This window comes from Gemella sp. GL1, from assembly GCF_013415365.1.
In the GTDB taxonomy this organism is placed as follows: Bacteria; Bacillota; Bacilli; order Staphylococcales; family Gemellaceae; genus Gemelliphila.
On record NZ_JACBYB010000013.1, the window covers coordinates 88,193 to 104,262 of the forward strand.

Consider the following 16,070-nt stretch of genomic DNA (forward strand, 5'->3'; position numbering starts at 1 on the left):
GTATGTTATAATTAAAGAAGTTAAATAAATTGTGAAAGGAGAATATATGTTAGCAAATTATTTCTCTGAAAATCTTTTCGTTCAAGCTTTAATTTCTATTTTGGACATTTCTTTAGTATGGTTATTAGTATATATTTCTCTTACTCTACTAAAGGGAACTCGTGGACTTCAGCTTGTTAAGGGTATTTTCATAATCTTTGCTTTAAGATTTATCTTCAATCTTTTTGGTTTCAAGACTATGTCTTTTATTATCGACCAGATTGTAACTTGGGGAGTTCTTGCTAGTATCATCATCTTCCAACCTGAAATTAGAAGAACTTTAGAACGTATGGGAAGATTTAATATGACCTCTCTATTTTTTAATAAAAAAGTGACTACCAATAAGTCTACTATTATCACAGCTATTATTGATTCTACTAGGCATATGGCAAGACGTCGTATAGGGGCTTTGATAATTCTTGAAAACTATACTGGTCTTGATGAGTATATAGAATCAGGTATTACACTGAATGCTGAAATCTCTAATGAACTCTTAATAAATATATTTATTCCTAACTCTCCTCTTCACGACGGAGCTGTTATTATAAGAGAGTCTACCATTAAAGCAGCGTCTTGTTTCTTACCTCTTTCTGATTCTAGTAATATCTCTAGCAAATTTGGTACTAGACATAGGGCTGCCATAGGTCTTTCTGAAATTACTGATGCTTTGGCTATTACCGTTTCAGAAGAAACTGGTCATATTTCTCTTGCAATGAATGGAAGGTTACTTACTGAACTGGATAATGAAAAATTGAGAAGACTTCTTGATGAGCATTGGTCTATGAGAACCACAAATCTAGGAGGTGTTGAATAATGAATAAGGAAAAGCTTGGTGTCCATATTATTTCTTTATTTGTAGCTATATTTTTATTTTTATCAATTAATGAAAATATTGTAGGAAAATTTTTCCCTGCTACTTCTGCCAATTACACTACTACTTGGGTTCACAATGCTCCTCTTGAAGTTACTTATGACAAGGAAAAATTATATATAGTTGGACTTCCTACTAGCGTAGATGTTAAGTTATCAGGACCTATATCTATCGTACAAAAAGAGGCCTTGGATAAATCTTTCAAAGCTACATTGGATTTATCTAATATTGAGGCCAATACTGATCAGGATATAAAAGTTGAATTTCTAGGAATGGATCCTAATATTACTGCTGTTGCAAATCCAGACTTTATTCCTGTATCTGTAAGGGCAAAATTCTCTAAAGAATTTCCTGTGAAAACTTCTATTAGGGATGAAAGATTACTTGTTGGTATTGGTATATCTTCTGTAACTCCTGCAGATCAAACTATTAAAATCTACGGTGCTGAAGATTCTATAAATAATATTTATGAAGTTAGGGCAGAATCTCCCGAAAGAACTAAGATTTCTTCTAACAGAAATGAAGAAGCTAGCCTAGTTGCTTATGACCGTAACTTTAATAGAATAGAAGATATTGAATTTGAAAAAGAAAAAACTACTTTGAATATAAAAGTTGAAAATATAGAAAAATCTTTAACTATCACTGCTAAAGAAATTGGGACACTTCCTGATAATCGTAGTCTAGAATCTATTAGTATAGAACCCGCTAGTGCTATAGTTAAGGCCCAAACTAAGAAAGAGTTAGATGATATTAAAGAACTTTTTGTAGATGTTGAACTTTCTAGTATAAAGGAGGATAATGTGGAACTATCTAATCTTAAGGTTTATTCTAATATTTCTAATTCAACCATCACCGACCCTAATAATGTTAAGGTTATTATTAAAACCAGTGAAAAATAATGGGGCAAGATTTTCTTGCCTTCTTATTTCCTATAATTATTAAAAAATATAAGGAGTGAGATCATTGAATACAAATTATAGATTTTCTTTATTTTTTCTAATCTCTAATCTTTTAGCTTTAGGTCTTTTAATCGGCTCTTTAGTTATTAAAAATTTCGCTACTAAAAAGATTTTAATTATTGTGGCTTTATTTGTCATGATACTTCAAAAGATTTTTGAATTAAGAATACAAAAAGAAAAAAGAAAGAAAATATTTTCTGCTTTAATGCTGGCAATCTTAGTTTTTGCTTTTGGATTTTTCTTAAGTAGATAATAAAAAACTTAGTCTGTATTAAACAGACTAAGCTTTTTTTGTATTAATGTTCTATGTGAAACAAGTCTTCCTCTAATATGAAATAGAAAATATAGGTCATGCTTAGGCAAAATTTATATCCCTTCTTATTTTATATTAAGAATAAAGTCCTGAACCAAGGTTCAGGACTTTTTATTATTCTTTCTTCTCTTCTATTTCAGAAGTCTTATTTTCTTCTTTTTGAGATTTTTCTTCTTGAATTTTTTTCTCAGCTTCTTCTAATTTTTCTTTATCTTTTCTCTCTTGTTCTGCTTTTTTAGCAGCTTCTTCAGCCTCTTTTTTCTCTAGCTCTTCATAGTGTTTTTTATTTACTATTCTGTCTAATTTTTTAGCTGTTTCTTCATCTAATTCATTTGGCATATTACCAAATTCGTAAAGTGATACAATTTCTTTTCTATCAATAGTTTCAACTTTCATAAGTGTTTCTGCTATTAGAATTAATTTATCTCTATTTTCTTCTATTAATTTAAGTACGCTATCGTAACTTTCTTTTACAATGGCTTTTACTTCTGCATCAATTTCTTTTAGAGTTTCAGGTGAGTAGTTACCAATTGATGATAATTGGCGACCTGTATATGGATCATTGTAAGGGAATTGTAGATTTCCAATTTTCTCACTCATACCATATTCAGTAACCATTGCTCTTGCAATAGCTGTTACTCTCTCTAAGTCATTGTGAGCACCAGTTGAAATTTCTCCGATAAAGATTTCTTCTGCTGCTCGCCCTCCTAGAAGTCCAGCTATCTTGGCTAATAATTCCGACTTAGTTCTAAAGTAAGTTTCTTCTTCTGGAATCATCAGGGCATAACCACCAGCATCTCCACGTGGAATTATTGTAACTTTTTGTACCTTATCTGCTGCATCTAAGGCCATACCTACAACTGCATGTCCCGCTTCATGGTAGGCTACCAATTTTTTCTCTCTTTCAGTATAAACTCTAGATTTTTTCGCTGGTCCTCCGATTACTCTGTCCATTGCTTCATCAAGATCTTCTTTTTCGATTTCTTTCTTATCTTCACGTGCCGCAAGTAGGGCCGCTTCGTTAAGCAAGTTGGCTAAATCTGCTCCTGAGAAACCTGGAGTTTTTTCTGCTAATAGTCTTAATTCTACATTTTTTGCTAAAGGCTTGTTCTTAGCGTGCGCCTTAAGAATTGCTTCCCGACCTTTGACATCTGGTGTTGAAACCTTGATTTGTCTGTCGAATCTTCCCGGACGACGCAAGGCTGAATCTAGTACATCTGCACGGTTAGTTGCAGCAATAACTATAATTCCTTTATCTCCCTCAAAACCATCCATCTCTACTAGTAATTGGTTAAGTGTTTGTTCACGCTCATCGTTTCCTCCACCTACTCCAGAACCACGCTTACGCCCTACTGCATCAATCTCATCAATAAAGATAATACATGGTGCTGATTTCTTAGCTTCTTTGAATAGGTCACGTACACGACTTGCTCCAACCCCTACGAACATCTCTACGAAATCCGAACCTGAGATTGAAAAGAATGGTACTTTTGCTTCTCCAGCAACAGCACGAGCAAGCAATGTCTTACCAGTTCCTGGAGGACCCTCAAGTAATACTCCCTTAGGTATCTTAGCACCCATCTTTGTAAACTTACGGTGATCTTTAAGGAAAGCTACCATTTCTTGCAATTCTTGCTTTTCTTCATCAGATCCTGCTACATCTTTAAATGTAACTTTGGCATCGTCACCTTCTATTTTTTTAGCTTTTGATTTTTGGAAGTTCATCATCTTACCTCCACCAGCTTGTTGGCTCATGAAGAAGAATAACAATCCTATCATAATTAAGAATGGTAGCAGGTTAGCTAAGAATGACCAAATTACCCCAGTCTTTTCTGCTGGCTTAATTTCTAAGTTTCCTACTTGCTTTTCTTTGGCTTTATCATAAAATGTTTTCCAAATTTCTGAATCTCTTGTTGAAATATTTGTTGTAAAAGATTTATCATTTTCAGTATATTTTCCTTTAATGACATAGACATCATCTGCTTGTTGCACGGTCACATCTTTTACCTTATTCTCTTCTACACTTTGTACTAATTGGCTATAATTTATTTTCTCAATTGTTCCTGGCAGATCTCTTTGCCAAAATGAGAATATTCCTATTGATAAAAGTACCATGGCCAGTATGGCCAAGGTTGGTTTTTGTCTATTGTTCAATATTCTTACCTCCTATTTATTATCCCAATATTAAGAGTACATTTCTTCTTTTAGAATCCCTATATAAGGTAGGTTACGATATCTTTCAGCATAATCCAGTCCAAATCCTACCAAGAATTCTTTTGGAGAAATAACTCCCACATACTTAGCTTTAACATCTACTAGTCTAGCCTCAGGTTTATCAACAAGTGCTGCCACTTCTACAGACCTAACTCCTCTTTCTTTTAAATGTCCTAGTATGTGTTTGATTGTCTTACCAGTATCAACTATATCTTCTACTACAATTACATCTCTACCATGTAAGTCCATTGTTACATCTTTTCTAAGGATTAATTTTCCTGTAGATTCTGTCCCACCGTGGTAAGAGGCTACATCTATAAAGTCTATTATTATGTGCCTATTAATGTGCTTGATTAATTCCGCACTAAATGGAAGTCCACCTTTTAATGTACATACTAAAACAGGATCTTTTTCACAATCTTTGTAATCTTGGTCTATTATTTCCGCTATTTTTTTACTAGCTTCTACAATTTCTTCGTGACTGAAAAATATTTCTTTAATTTCATCATGTATATTTGACATTATTTTACCCTTTCAAAATCTTTATATAATAATCATATTTTTTTTCTTTATTTAACTTTTTAGTTAGACCCAAGACAGCCAATATTCGTCCTTCTTTCTCTAAGATTGGCACTCTTTCTCTATCTTCTTTGGCTAGCTTGTAATCTATAAATAATCTAGATACTTTCTTGCTTATATTCCCTCTTTGAATCCTATCCCCATCTTTTTTTAATCTAAAAGTTAAGGGTAAGTCTTCTTTATTAAAACCATAATCCGCATCTAAATTATTCTCAGATATTAATATCTGACTTCCCGCAAAGCTATAGATTTCTTCTTGAGAAGATATGCTATTTATGATTATCTTATCATTATAACATTTTTTTTCAAATTTAACTATTCTTATACTTTGATATTCTTTGATTATTTTAATATTCTCTTTTAAGTCTAGACTTATGTTCCTATTTGTCTTATCTATTTGCTTAATTGCTGACTTTATAGCTGATCTAGTGACCATATATATATCTAGTTCCTTATTTAAAATAGTCGTTATATATAATTCTTTTTCTAAATCACTAAATTTTTCATAATCTTCGAAAGCTATACTAATCTTATCCTGCTCTTTTTTTATATCCATCCTTGCTAATCTTTCCTCAAAACTAGCTTGAATATAGTCCTGCATCTCTTTGTAATGCTGGGCAAATTCTAAAACATTAGTTTCCGCTCCTGCATTTATATTTTTCAAATGGGGGATAATTTCTTTCCTTACATAATTTCTTGTATATCTTGTATCAAAGTTAGATTCATCTTGCCTATAGTCTAAATTTTTTAATTTAGCATATTCTTCTATCTGACTTTTTCTTATTTCTAACATAGGTCTTAAAAGGCTTATTTGCCCCCTGTCTAATTTTTCTTCTATATCTATACGATGATTTATTGCCCTTGCCATTAAAATTCTCATAAAAATATTTTCCAAATTATCATTTTGGTGATGACCTGTTAGAACTAAATTTACTCCCGACTGACTAGAAAATTCATAAAAAGCACTGTATCTAGCTTCTCTTGCTAGCATTTCCTGGGAAATATGTTGATTATTTGTAACATCATTTAAGTTCAAATCTTTTTTGAAAAATCTCAGTCCATTCTTTTCAGCAAGGCTTTGGGCAAAAATAGCTTCTTCCTCCGACTGGGGTCTAAAACCATGATTTACATGAAAAATTACTAATTCCTTATAAGTATCCCTGTATTTACTTAAAAGTAAATCCAGAAGAACTATAGAATCTACTCCTGTTGACAGAGCTAAGGCTATAGAGTCTTCTTTTTTCCATACAATATTAAATTTCATCTATGTAGCCCTCTTCCTTTAGTCTTTTAAGTATATCATTAAATTTTTTTGAATTTTCTTCAAATGATTTTTGAATATTCTCTACAAAATTTTCTGGTATATCTAAGATTTCTGGCTTTTCTTCTTCTTGCTTTTTCTCTTCTGCCAAGCTTTTTATCGAATTCTTCTTCTGAACAGAGATTTTCATTGAACCAAAACTTTTTAATTTTTTTAAATCTTCTAACTTTATAGATTTTTTTTCTTCTTGCTTATCTTCTACTGCAAGTGAATTACTTTCTTTTAAATTTCTCTTATCACTTTTTTCTTGCGTCTTGGATTCTTTTTTAGATTTTTTCTTAGTATTTTTAACTTCTTTACTAGCTACTTTATTTTCACTTGTTTTAGACTGCGTTTGCTCAATTTCTTTCTGGCTTAGCACATAGTAATCCTTTTTCCTAGATAAAACTTTAGCACTGATGATATAGCCTTCTGAAAAAATCTCTGTCAATTTTTTCTTTTTTCCGACATGCATATTTTGTTTAGGTAGAAAAGCTTTTACACCCTCTTTTAAATCTAAAAATAAACCCTGATTATCTACTTTTGTCACCTTAGCCTCTACTAAGTTTCCTTTTATTAATTCCATATTTTCACCACCTAAAAAATTATTTTTATTATACCATAGTCTAGCTTTCAGTAAAAAGCCCTAAATTATATTTATTAGTAAAATTAAGAAGTTTTCTTATAAACTTATTTCCTTCTATAAAAATAGATATAATTAATAATATAGTCCAAAATAAAAATGGATACTAATCCATCTTTTTTTTTTCAAGCTATTTAAATATTTTTATAAATTATCTAATCCTTTCATCTTTTAATTATTAATACTAGTTTTTCTAAAAATTATTCTATTATATATTTTATAGAAATTTAAGATTGCTTTTTACATATTTTATTTTATCCTATAGCTAATAAAAAATACTAACTAATTTTATAGTTCTAAAAAATAATAAATAAGGCTAATCCTTGCTATAGCAAGCTTTACTTTTTTTGATAAATATAAAATTTGCTATAATTAAGTTAATAAATATTAAGGGAGCTATTCAAAATTGTAGCCTGTTAAGCGAGTAACTTGATTAGGAAATCTTGTAAAAATTTAAGCTACGCTTTAGCGTTATGTTATTTTGAATAGCTCCAAAACATGAGTAAACATACATGTTGTTTTAGAGTTATCTTATTTTTTAGTGAGAGTTAAATAGTATACATATTTTAATATAAAGATTTACAATCAAAAAATTAGTGGGTTAAGACAGTGGGCTTGATAATATTCAAGCGAGTAATAAATTTGATAATTTTATTTTGATTATATTTAAAGAATATAAAAGAAGAGTAGTTTTGTAGCTACTCTTTTTTATAGCTTTTGCCAATTTTTATGTCATAAATTCTTTTACATTTTTAAAAATAATAAATAGTTATCATGAGAACTATTTTTGTTGACTTTTATTTTTTCTAATACTAAAATAGTTGTCATGAGAACTATTTGGAGGTGATTTTATGCATAGCCCTATTGGAAGAATAAAGAAAATTCTATCTGGACTTGAAAAATACGCATCCGACCTTGCTAAGGACTATGATTTAGACTCCTTATCCGGACCTCAAGGTAAAATTATTTACTTTTTAAGTGAAAACGAGGATAAGACTATCTTTATTAAAGATATTGAAAAACACTTTAATATTTCTAAGTCTGTTGCCTCTAAACTTATTCAACGTATGAATAAAAACGGATTTGTAGAAATTCTAAGTAAGGAAAATGACAAACGTTATAAGAAAATAATCCTTACCCCCTTGGCCAGATCAAAAATCCCTGCCCTAACTTCTTTTCATGATGAACTTATAAGTACAGCTTTTAAGGGCATTTCTACAGAAGATTTTATCAAATGTGAAAATACATTTGAAACTATTGCTAAAAATTTAAATATGAAGGAGGATAAAAATGTTTAAACTATTAAAACGTTTATCTAAGAAAGAACTAGCTCTTTCTTTATTTACAGTAATTTTCATTTTTATAAATGTCTGGTTAGAACTTGAAATTCCATCATTTATGTCTGAAATTACTAACAAACTAGGAATTCCTGGAACAAGCTCTAGCGACATTTTTGCTTTCAATATGGATTCTCCTGGTATGAAGATGATCTACTATTCTTTTCTAAGTCTTATGGCTTCTGTTACCGTAGCCTTTCTATCTACAAGAATTGCCGCTTCATTCACTCACAGACTTAGAGAAGATATTTTTAACCGAACTCTGGATTTTTCTGACACCGAGCTTAAGAAATTTGGTATTCCTAGTCTTCTAACTAGAACTACCAATGATATTACTCAAATTCAAATGCTAATAACTATGGGACTTCAAGTTGTAATTAAAGGACCTGTTATGGCTATATGGGCTATGTCTAAAATCTATGGTAAACACATCGAATGGATGTGGGTTACTGCTAGTGCTATATTGGTTCTTATGCTGATGATTTCAGCTATTATTATCTTTGCCTTCCCTAGAGAAAAAATTATCCAAAAGATGACGGATAAGCTAAATCTTATCTCTAGAGAATCTCTTACTGGTATCAGAGTAGTTCGTGCTTATAACGCTGAAAAATATCAAGAGGATAAATTTGCTGAGGTTAACAATGATCTTACTAACCTAAATTTATTTACTGGTAGACTATATTCCTTATTTAGTCCCGTAATGACAGCAATATCTTCTGGATTGACCCTAGCTATCTATTTTTTAGGTGCTTTTATTATCAATGATATTAAAATACCTAGTGACCCTAGCCAAATTGAAAGTGTTATGCGTGATAGACTAACCGTCTTTTCTGATATGATTGTTTTCTCATCTTATGCAATGCTAGTTGTCTTCGGTTTTATGATGATGATGATGGTATTTATGATTCTTCCTCGTGCCCTTGTTTCTGCAAGACGTATTAATGAGGTTCTTGATACTGAAACAAGTATCATTTTCCCTAAAACTAGTAAGGAAGTTAAGACTGATGAGCCTATCCTAGAATTTAAAAACGTTTCTTTCAGATATACTAAAAATTCTGAAGCAGTTTTACAAAATATTTCATTCACAGCTAAAAAAGGACAAACTATTGCCTTTATAGGTTCTACTGGTTCTGGTAAATCTACACTTATCAACCTTATAGTTAGGCTCTTTGATGCTAGCCAAGGTGATATTATGATTAAGGGTATCAATGTTAAAGACTTTTCTAAGGAAGATTTATCAAAAATTGTAGCCTACATACCACAAAAGGCTGTCCTATTTTCTGGTAATATCAAAGATAATATCAACATGGGTATCAGTAATGTAGAAAATATGACTGAAGAAGACATCTGGTCAGCTTTAGAACTCGCCCAAGCCAAGGATTTCGTCCAAACTAAAGAAGAAGGGATAAACTCTCAAGTTTCTCAAGGTGGAACTAATTTCTCTGGTGGTCAAAAACAAAGGCTTGCCATATCTCGTGCCTTAGCTAGAAAATCTGAAATTATTATTTTTGATGATTCCTTCTCAGCTCTTGATTACAAGACTGATAAAACCTTAAGATCAGCTCTTAATGCAAATCTTAAAGACACTACTAAATTAATCGTAGCTCAGCGTATCTCTACTATTATGGATGCTGATTTAATTCTTGTTTTAGATGAAGGTCGTATTGTCGGAATGGGAAGTCACGCCCAACTATTAGAAGATAATGAAGTATATAGAGAAATTGCTTACTCACAATTATCTAAGGAGGAATTAGAAAATGAAAAATAATAAAAAAACTTTCTTTAGAGAATTAAGTACATATGCAAAGGGATTCACTCTTCCTTTTTCTATTGCTATTATTTTAGGGATTTTCTCCTCTGTAATTACAGTTATTGGACCAGAATATCTAAAAGATATCACCAACATTATTGCTGATTCTTTTAGAATTTCTAATCAAGGTCTAATTGCTGATATGGATACTGAAAGACTAATTGACTTAGCTTCTTTCATTGGAATTTTATATATTCTATCTGCCCTTGCTTCTTATATTGGTGGAGTTTTAATTATTGGTGTAGTGCAAAAGTTATCACAAAAACTAAGACGTGCTATTTCTAAAAAAATCAATAAACTGCCCCTTAACTATTTTGATAGCCATGCTCAAGGTGATACTTTATCAAGGATTACCAATGATGTTAATACCGCAAGCCAGTCATTAACTCAGTCACTTACAACTTTAATTTCATCAACAATTCTTTTTGTAGGTTCTGTCTTTATGATGTTTAAATTAGATATTACAATGGCCCTTACTGTTATTGGATCTAATTTTATTGGTTTTATTTTTGTAGGTATTATCATGGGTATATCTCAACCAATCTTTAAGAAACAACAAGATAACCTAGCCAATGTTAATTCTTACGTAGAAGAAGTTTACTCTGGTCATAATATTGTATCTTCTTACAATGCTATAGGACAATCTAGACAAGCCTTTACTAAATTAAATAATCAATTATATACATCTGTCTGGAAATCACAATTTATTTCTGGAATTATGATGCCTATGATGGTTTTTATTGGTAACTTTGGTTATGTTATGGTCTGCCTTGTTGGACTTATTCTTGTTATTGATGGAAAAATTACACTAGGAGATGTAGTTGCCTTCATAACTTACGTAAGAACTTTTGGTCATTCACTTGGACAATTATCTCAAGTTGCTACTGTTATGCAGTCAGCATCTGCTGCTATGGGCCGTATTTTCGAATTTCTAGGAGAAAAAGAAATGCCTGAAGAAAAATCTACAGCCACTAAAGCAGACAATATCAAGGGAGAAATTGAGTTTAAAAATGTAAACTTCTCATACACTCCTGATAAAGAAATTATTAAAAACTTCTCAGCCAAGGCTTTACCAGGACAAAAAATCGCCATTGTTGGACCTACCGGAGCAGGAAAAACTACTATTATTAACCTACTTATGAAATTCTATGATATTAATTCTGGTTCTATTATCATTGATGGAGTAGATATCAAAGATATGACTAGGGCCCAAGTTCACGATGCATTTGCTATGGTACTTCAAGATACTTGGCTATTTGAAGGAAGTATTCGTGACAACTTAGTTTTCAATCAAAAAAATATTTCTGATGAAGAACTTGAAAAAGCTACAAAGGCTGTCGGTGTTCATCACTATATCAAGACGTTAGAAAATTCTTACGATACAATAATTGATGATAATAATAGCTTATCTGTAGGTCAAAGACAATTAATTACAATCGCTCGTGCCCTACTGAAAAACTCTCCTCTTCTAATTCTTGATGAGGCTACTTCTTCAGTAGATACTCGTACAGAGCAACTTATACAAAAAGCCATGGATACCTTAATGAAAGGTCGTACTTCTTTCGTTATTGCCCATAGATTATCAACAATTAAAAATGCTGATTTAATCCTTGTTATGAAAGATGGTAATATAATTGAACAAGGTAATCATGAAGAATTGTTAGAAAAAGCTGGTTTCTATGCTGACTTATACAATTCTCAGTTTGATGAAGGAGAAGACTAAGATAGTAGTCAAAAAATCTACTTTCAAAAAACTTAATATCTATTTATAAAAAAAAGACAGGCTTAAAAGCTGTCTTTTTTTATTGCAAGTATATATTTTAATTATTATTAGTCTACACTTATTCAATTCTTTCTCTACTAGTTTTTTTCTCTCTAAATTCTACATCTATATAATCATTTTCTATTCTATGCTTTTTAGGTAGTAAGTATACTAGCATAAGATAAAGTATAAGTCCTACACCTAGTGAAGAGCTTGCTAAAATTATAAATAATAATCTTATAAAGATAACTTGTATAGAAAACTTTTCAGCAAGCATCATGCAAATTCCACCTATAAGTGATCCTTCTTCAATTCTATATAAATTCTTCATTTTAGCAAATTCATGAATTCTTTCCCTAATTTTATTTAATCTATCCATTTCTTAAATCTCCTTTAATTACTTCTAATAAGGCTCTAGTTCCACGTAGAACATCCTGATAAGTTTTATCAAAATCTCCTGTATACCAAGGATCTGCAATAGAAGATTTATCTCCTGCATATTCTAAAAGCATCTTTATTTGACCACTTTCTCTACCTGCAACAAATTTTTTAATATTTTTTATATTAGATTCATCCATTCCTACTATATAATCATAGTCTAAATCCTTATCTTCTAAAGTTCTTGAAAACATTCCTTTTGTTGAAATATTTTCCTTAGCAAGTCTATCTACTGTCCCTTTATGAACTGGATTGCCCTGTTCCCAAGTGCTTGTTGCTGCTGAATCTATTTGAATTTTATCTGCTAATCCTTCCTTCTCTACCATATCTCTAAATACAGCTTCTGCCATAGGCGATCGACAAATATTACCTAGACAGACAAATATTACTTTTACCATCTTACACATACCTCTCTTATTCTTTTCTTAATAATTATAACAAAAAAGCTAGGTAAATAATAAATAATTACCTAGCTTTTTATTATTTTGTTGTTTGTCTATGAACCACTCTGTGTGGCAATTGTATCTCTTTCTTATCTTCTTCTAATCCTGCCCAGTCTTCTTCAGTAATTTCTTGACCCTTAGATCTAGCTTTTTCAATATCAATAATCTTAGTTAAGGTACGCATAGCTACAGCTCCAACGTCAAAGATAGGGTGGAATACCGAAGAAATTTTTGGTCTTGTTATATCTAATAGTTTTGTATTTTCAAATGACACTATCTCAAAATCAGATGGTATTTTTAAATCTTTATCTTGTGCTTGATGAAGAACTGAAATTGCCACTTCATCAAACATAGTTAAAACAACATTAGCCTTATTCTTCTGAATAGTTGTTAATAAGCCATTAGATGCATCTTTATACGATTTATAACCTTCAATAATTAAATTAGAATCCAAGGACTTTTTATTTTCTGCATATGCTCTTTTATATCCAGCAATCATTCTTTGTGCTTTTGGAGATTCAAAAGATGAAATAACTATAGCTATTTTTTCTCTTCCGTGTTTCAATAATTCACCTGTTATATCATAGGATGCTTTTTCATAATCAATATTTACTGAATAAAAGGTATCGTCACTTCCTAGGTTACCAGATAAAACTACAGGTATATTTAATTTTTTTAGTAATCCACGAGATTCTTCTGATATTGAATGTCCTAAATATAAAATTCCATCTACTTGTTTAGATTGAAAAGATTGGAAAATTTCTTTTTCCATTTCTTTATCACTACATGAGTTAGCAAGGATAATATTATACTTATACATATTAGCTACAGATTCTATTCCCGATACAGCCTCTGCTGATGCTAAGTCTGCTATATCCGGCAAGACAATACCAATAGTAGTAGACTTTTTACTAGCCAATCCTCTTGCCACAGCATTAGGTGTATATTTTAACCTTTCAATAACTTCTTGAACTCTCGCTCTTGTTGTTGCCTTTACATTTGGGTTATTATTCACAACTCTAGAAACTGTCGCCATTGAGACTCTTGCTTCTCTTGCTACATCATAAATGGTCGCTGTTGTCATTTTTAATCACTCCTTGTTACTTATTCTTTCAAAACACTAAAAACCTTTACAATATATAAGTATTTTACCAAATTTCTACCGCCTTGTAAAGGGTTTTCTATTTAATTTTTATTTTTTATCCTCTCCAATCCTTTATATTTTCATGATAAATACAAAGAAAAATTTTTACAAACTTTTTTCATGTTTTCGATTTCTCTTTTTCTTTTTTTGTGTTATAATGTTAAATATAAAGTATTAAAAACAGTTACTGTTATAATACAATAATATATTTTTACAATTAATTATGGAGGGTTTTCAAAATGAAAGCTAAAAACAGAAAAGTAGTTTTAATCGGTGCTGGAATGGTAGGTATGTCATTTGCATACCAACTATATTCAAGTGGTCTTGTTGAAGAATTAGGATTAATTGACTTCTTCCCAGAGAAAGCTGAAGGAGAAGCAATGGATCTTAACCACGCTGGAGCTTTAGTTCCACCTATCAAAGTTACTTCTGGAGGATATGAGCAATGTTCTGACGCAGACGTTATCGTAATCTGTGGTGGTCTTCCTCAAGCTCCAGGTGAAACTCGTCTTGACTTAGTAGATAAAAACATGAAAGCTGTTAAAGAAATGTCTGACCAAATTGTGGCATCTGGATTCGATGGAGTTATCGTTATCGCATCTAACCCAGTTGATGTTTTAACTAATGCACTTCAAAAATTCACTGGATTCCCTAAAAACAAAATCGTTGGATCTGGTACAACTCTTGATACATCAAGATTCCGTTACATGTTAGGAGAAATCTTAGATGTAGCTCCAAACTCAGTACGTGGATACATTATTGGAGAACACGGAGATACTCAATTAGCAGCTTGGTCTAATGTTTTCGTATATGGTAAACAATTCCACAAATTCTTAGAAACTTCTGAGAAATTCAAATGGGAAGATTTTGCTCAAGTTGAAGAAAGAGTTATGCGTGCAGCTTATGAAGTAATTAACCGTAAACGTGCTACTTACTACGCAATCGGTATTGCTTTATTCACAATCGTTAAAGCTATCTTACGTGATGAAAACACTGAACTTGCAGTATCTGGATACCTAGAAGGACAATATGGTGTTGATGGATTATACATCGGAACTCCTGCTATCATCGGTCGTGAAGGTGTTCGTGAAATCGTTGAATTAGAATTATCTGAAGAAGAATTAACTAAGATGCAACACTCTGCTAAAGTATTAAAAGACACTTTAGATTCAGCTTACGAAAAATTAGGACTATAATAAAAAAGCAAGGATTAATCCTTGCTTTTTTTATCAATAATATTTCTCTATTTTTTAATTATACTTATAAATCTAAATCAATTACACTACAGACCATAATAGTCTAAAAATAGACTTCTTAAATTCTCAATACCATAATAGACCACTATAAAAATATGAACTCTATTTAATCGAAACCATATAGAATTCATTAATAAAATTTTAGTCTTATAAATTGTTTAGATATAGTAATTAAATATAACTCACTTAGCCAGCATTAATGGAATTATTGTTAACTTCAATCACATATTTCATTGTAGTTTCTAATTTTTTCATATAGATTTCCATCTATTCCCAATCAGGAGAATCATCATTCTTAATAGGTAAATAAATTGAAAAATCTCTTTTTATATGTCTATTGAGTTCATTTTCAAGGGCCTTATAGTAAGTTTGAGATTCCTTAAATATCATTGTGGCTATAAACTTTTTACAATAGTCTGAAATTTTTAATCTAGGAATAAGTACAAGAACATTTTGACTTGTGTAAAATGGCTCATTTTGTATAAAACAAAAAACTAAGTATGCTCCCCTTAATGATAAGGTCACATTTCCAGCTTCATCTAATCTTGACTTATTTTATTTCAGATGATACAATATAGATATAAAATCTATTAAAGACAGCATATATAAAAAGACAGGACTACAATTCCTGTCTTTTTATTTTTTCAAGGTTGATTACTTCTTAAAGTTTCTATCCAACCATTTGCAAATATAGTAGGAAATTATATTTACCATAATAGAAACTATTAAATCTATTATCAACAGCATATATTCACCTCCCTCTGTTACGAGTTTGGTTGAAGTAACAAAATAATTATATCATAAAAAATAAAAGCTGTAATTCTTTATATGTACCTATGCAGTTACTCATCAAGTAATGAGTAAATTTTCAGCTAAATTTGCTAATATAGACATAGAAGATATTTCTTTTAAACATACATAAAAATTTTTAGATGAATTATCCTCAACATCAAAAGCTAAGA

At 30.9% G+C, this 16,070-nt stretch carries 15 protein-coding genes; 7 read left to right on the forward strand and 8 right to left on the reverse strand.

What is annotated here, in order from left to right:
* The first annotated feature begins 46 nt into the window (after positions 1-46).
* The 3 genes from cdaA (at position 47) to HZY82_RS03955 (ending at position 2,122) form a co-directional block, all read left to right on the forward strand.
* Entirely contained in the window at positions 47-853 is an 807-nt protein-coding gene (gene cdaA / locus HZY82_RS03945; RefSeq protein ID WP_135157132.1) for a diadenylate cyclase CdaA, read from the forward strand.
* A complete protein-coding gene (locus HZY82_RS03950; protein ID WP_179938727.1) occupies positions 853-1,809 on the forward strand; it encodes a CdaR family protein in 957 nt (318 codons plus the stop codon). The genes cdaA and HZY82_RS03950 overlap by 1 nt, the downstream gene beginning before the upstream one ends.
* Positions 1,810-1,873: 64 nt before the next feature.
* Positions 1,874-2,122 (forward strand): hypothetical protein, encoded by a 249-nt coding sequence (locus tag HZY82_RS03955; RefSeq protein WP_179938728.1) that lies wholly within the window; start codon positions 1,874-1,876, stop codon positions 2,120-2,122.
* 174 nt (positions 2,123-2,296) lie between these two features.
* Here HZY82_RS03955 and ftsH read toward each other — a convergent pair whose 3' ends face one another.
* The 4 genes from ftsH to HZY82_RS03975 are packed head-to-tail and all read right to left on the reverse strand — an operon-like array spanning position 2,297 to position 6,861.
* A complete protein-coding gene (gene ftsH / locus HZY82_RS03960) occupies positions 2,297-4,336 on the reverse strand; it encodes an ATP-dependent zinc metalloprotease FtsH (protein WP_179938730.1) in 2,040 nt (679 codons plus the stop codon).
* A gap of 30 nt (positions 4,337-4,366) precedes the next feature.
* Positions 4,367-4,909: a hypoxanthine phosphoribosyltransferase gene (gene hpt, locus HZY82_RS03965; protein WP_368667357.1), complete on the reverse strand. Its 543-nt coding sequence runs from the start codon at positions 4,907-4,909 to the stop codon at positions 4,367-4,369.
* A 13-nt stretch (positions 4,910-4,922) separates the two neighbouring features.
* Complete coding sequence (tilS, locus tag HZY82_RS03970) at positions 4,923-6,239, reverse strand: tRNA lysidine(34) synthetase TilS (RefSeq protein WP_179938734.1); 1,317 nt, start codon at positions 6,237-6,239, stop codon at positions 4,923-4,925.
* Positions 6,229-6,861, reverse strand: a complete 633-nt coding sequence (locus HZY82_RS03975) for a S1 RNA-binding domain-containing protein (RefSeq protein WP_179938736.1) — start codon at positions 6,859-6,861, stop codon at positions 6,229-6,231. The genes tilS and HZY82_RS03975 overlap by 11 nt, the downstream gene beginning before the upstream one ends.
* Positions 6,862-7,769: 908 nt before the next feature.
* Here HZY82_RS03975 and HZY82_RS03980 point away from each other — a divergent pair.
* From HZY82_RS03980 to HZY82_RS03990, 3 genes are read left to right on the forward strand one after another with little or no spacing between them, the layout of a single operon-like run.
* Positions 7,770-8,216: a MarR family winged helix-turn-helix transcriptional regulator gene (locus HZY82_RS03980; RefSeq protein WP_135157117.1), complete on the forward strand. Its 447-nt coding sequence runs from the start codon at positions 7,770-7,772 to the stop codon at positions 8,214-8,216.
* Positions 8,209-10,023 carry an ABC transporter ATP-binding protein gene (locus HZY82_RS03985; protein WP_179938738.1) on the forward strand — a complete coding sequence of 605 codons (1,815 nt, stop codon included), beginning with the start codon at positions 8,209-8,211 and terminating at the stop codon, positions 10,021-10,023. Before HZY82_RS03980 ends, HZY82_RS03985 begins: the two co-directional genes overlap by 8 nt.
* The gene (locus HZY82_RS03990) at positions 10,013-11,788 is read left to right on the forward strand and encodes an ABC transporter ATP-binding protein (protein ID WP_179938740.1); all 1,776 of its coding nucleotides are present in this window, start codon (positions 10,013-10,015) and stop codon (positions 11,786-11,788) included. The genes HZY82_RS03985 and HZY82_RS03990 overlap by 11 nt, the downstream gene beginning before the upstream one ends.
* A 118-nt stretch (positions 11,789-11,906) precedes the next feature.
* Here HZY82_RS03990 and HZY82_RS03995 read toward each other — a convergent pair whose 3' ends face one another.
* The 3 genes from HZY82_RS03995 to HZY82_RS04005 form a co-directional block, all read right to left on the reverse strand.
* The gene (locus HZY82_RS03995) at positions 11,907-12,206 is read right to left on the reverse strand and encodes a PspC domain-containing protein (protein ID WP_135157111.1); all 300 of its coding nucleotides are present in this window, start codon (positions 12,204-12,206) and stop codon (positions 11,907-11,909) included.
* The gene (locus HZY82_RS04000; protein ID WP_179938742.1) at positions 12,199-12,663 is read right to left on the reverse strand and encodes a low molecular weight protein-tyrosine-phosphatase; all 465 of its coding nucleotides are present in this window, start codon (positions 12,661-12,663) and stop codon (positions 12,199-12,201) included. The genes HZY82_RS03995 and HZY82_RS04000 overlap by 8 nt, the downstream gene beginning before the upstream one ends.
* 82 nt (positions 12,664-12,745) lie before the next feature.
* Positions 12,746-13,792, reverse strand: coding sequence for a LacI family DNA-binding transcriptional regulator (locus HZY82_RS04005; protein WP_179938744.1), 1,047 nt, complete (start codon positions 13,790-13,792; stop codon positions 12,746-12,748).
* A gap of 299 nt (positions 13,793-14,091) precedes the next feature.
* Between HZY82_RS04005 and HZY82_RS04010 the strand changes: the two genes are divergently transcribed.
* Positions 14,092-15,048, forward strand: coding sequence for an L-lactate dehydrogenase (locus tag HZY82_RS04010; protein ID WP_179938746.1), 957 nt, complete (start codon positions 14,092-14,094; stop codon positions 15,046-15,048).
* Between the two features lie 327 nt (positions 15,049-15,375).
* On the opposite strand, the gene HZY82_RS04015 is transcribed toward HZY82_RS04010, so the two are convergent.
* A complete protein-coding gene (locus HZY82_RS04015) occupies positions 15,376-15,633 on the reverse strand; it encodes a hypothetical protein (RefSeq protein ID WP_135157104.1) in 258 nt (85 codons plus the stop codon).
* Positions 15,634-16,070: the final 437 nt, after the last annotated feature.

Bases quoted from the DNA above. Each gene is read 5' to 3' on its own strand.
- cdaA (WP_135157132.1), top strand. From the start codon at position 47: ATGTTAGCAAATTATTTCTCTGAAAATCTTTTCGTTCAAGCTTTAATT.
- HZY82_RS03950 (WP_179938727.1), top strand. From the start codon at position 853: ATGAATAAGGAAAAGCTTGGTGTCCATATTATTTCTTTATTTGTAGCT.
- tilS (WP_179938734.1), bottom strand. From the start codon at position 6,239: ATGAAATTTAATATTGTATGGAAAAAAGAAGACTCTATAGCCTTAGCT.
- HZY82_RS03975 (WP_179938736.1), bottom strand. From the start codon at position 6,861: ATGGAATTAATAAAAGGAAACTTAGTAGAGGCTAAGGTGACAAAAGTA.
- HZY82_RS03980 (WP_135157117.1), top strand. From the start codon at position 7,770: ATGCATAGCCCTATTGGAAGAATAAAGAAAATTCTATCTGGACTTGAA.
- HZY82_RS03985 (WP_179938738.1), top strand. From the start codon at position 8,209: ATGTTTAAACTATTAAAACGTTTATCTAAGAAAGAACTAGCTCTTTCT.
- HZY82_RS03990 (WP_179938740.1), top strand. From the start codon at position 10,013: ATGAAAAATAATAAAAAAACTTTCTTTAGAGAATTAAGTACATATGCA.
- HZY82_RS03995 (WP_135157111.1), bottom strand. From the start codon at position 12,206: ATGGATAGATTAAATAAAATTAGGGAAAGAATTCATGAATTTGCTAAA.
- HZY82_RS04000 (WP_179938742.1), bottom strand. From the start codon at position 12,663: ATGGTAAAAGTAATATTTGTCTGTCTAGGTAATATTTGTCGATCGCCT.
- HZY82_RS04005 (WP_179938744.1), bottom strand. From the start codon at position 13,792: ATGACAACAGCGACCATTTATGATGTAGCAAGAGAAGCAAGAGTCTCA.
- HZY82_RS04010 (WP_179938746.1), top strand. From the start codon at position 14,092: ATGAAAGCTAAAAACAGAAAAGTAGTTTTAATCGGTGCTGGAATGGTA.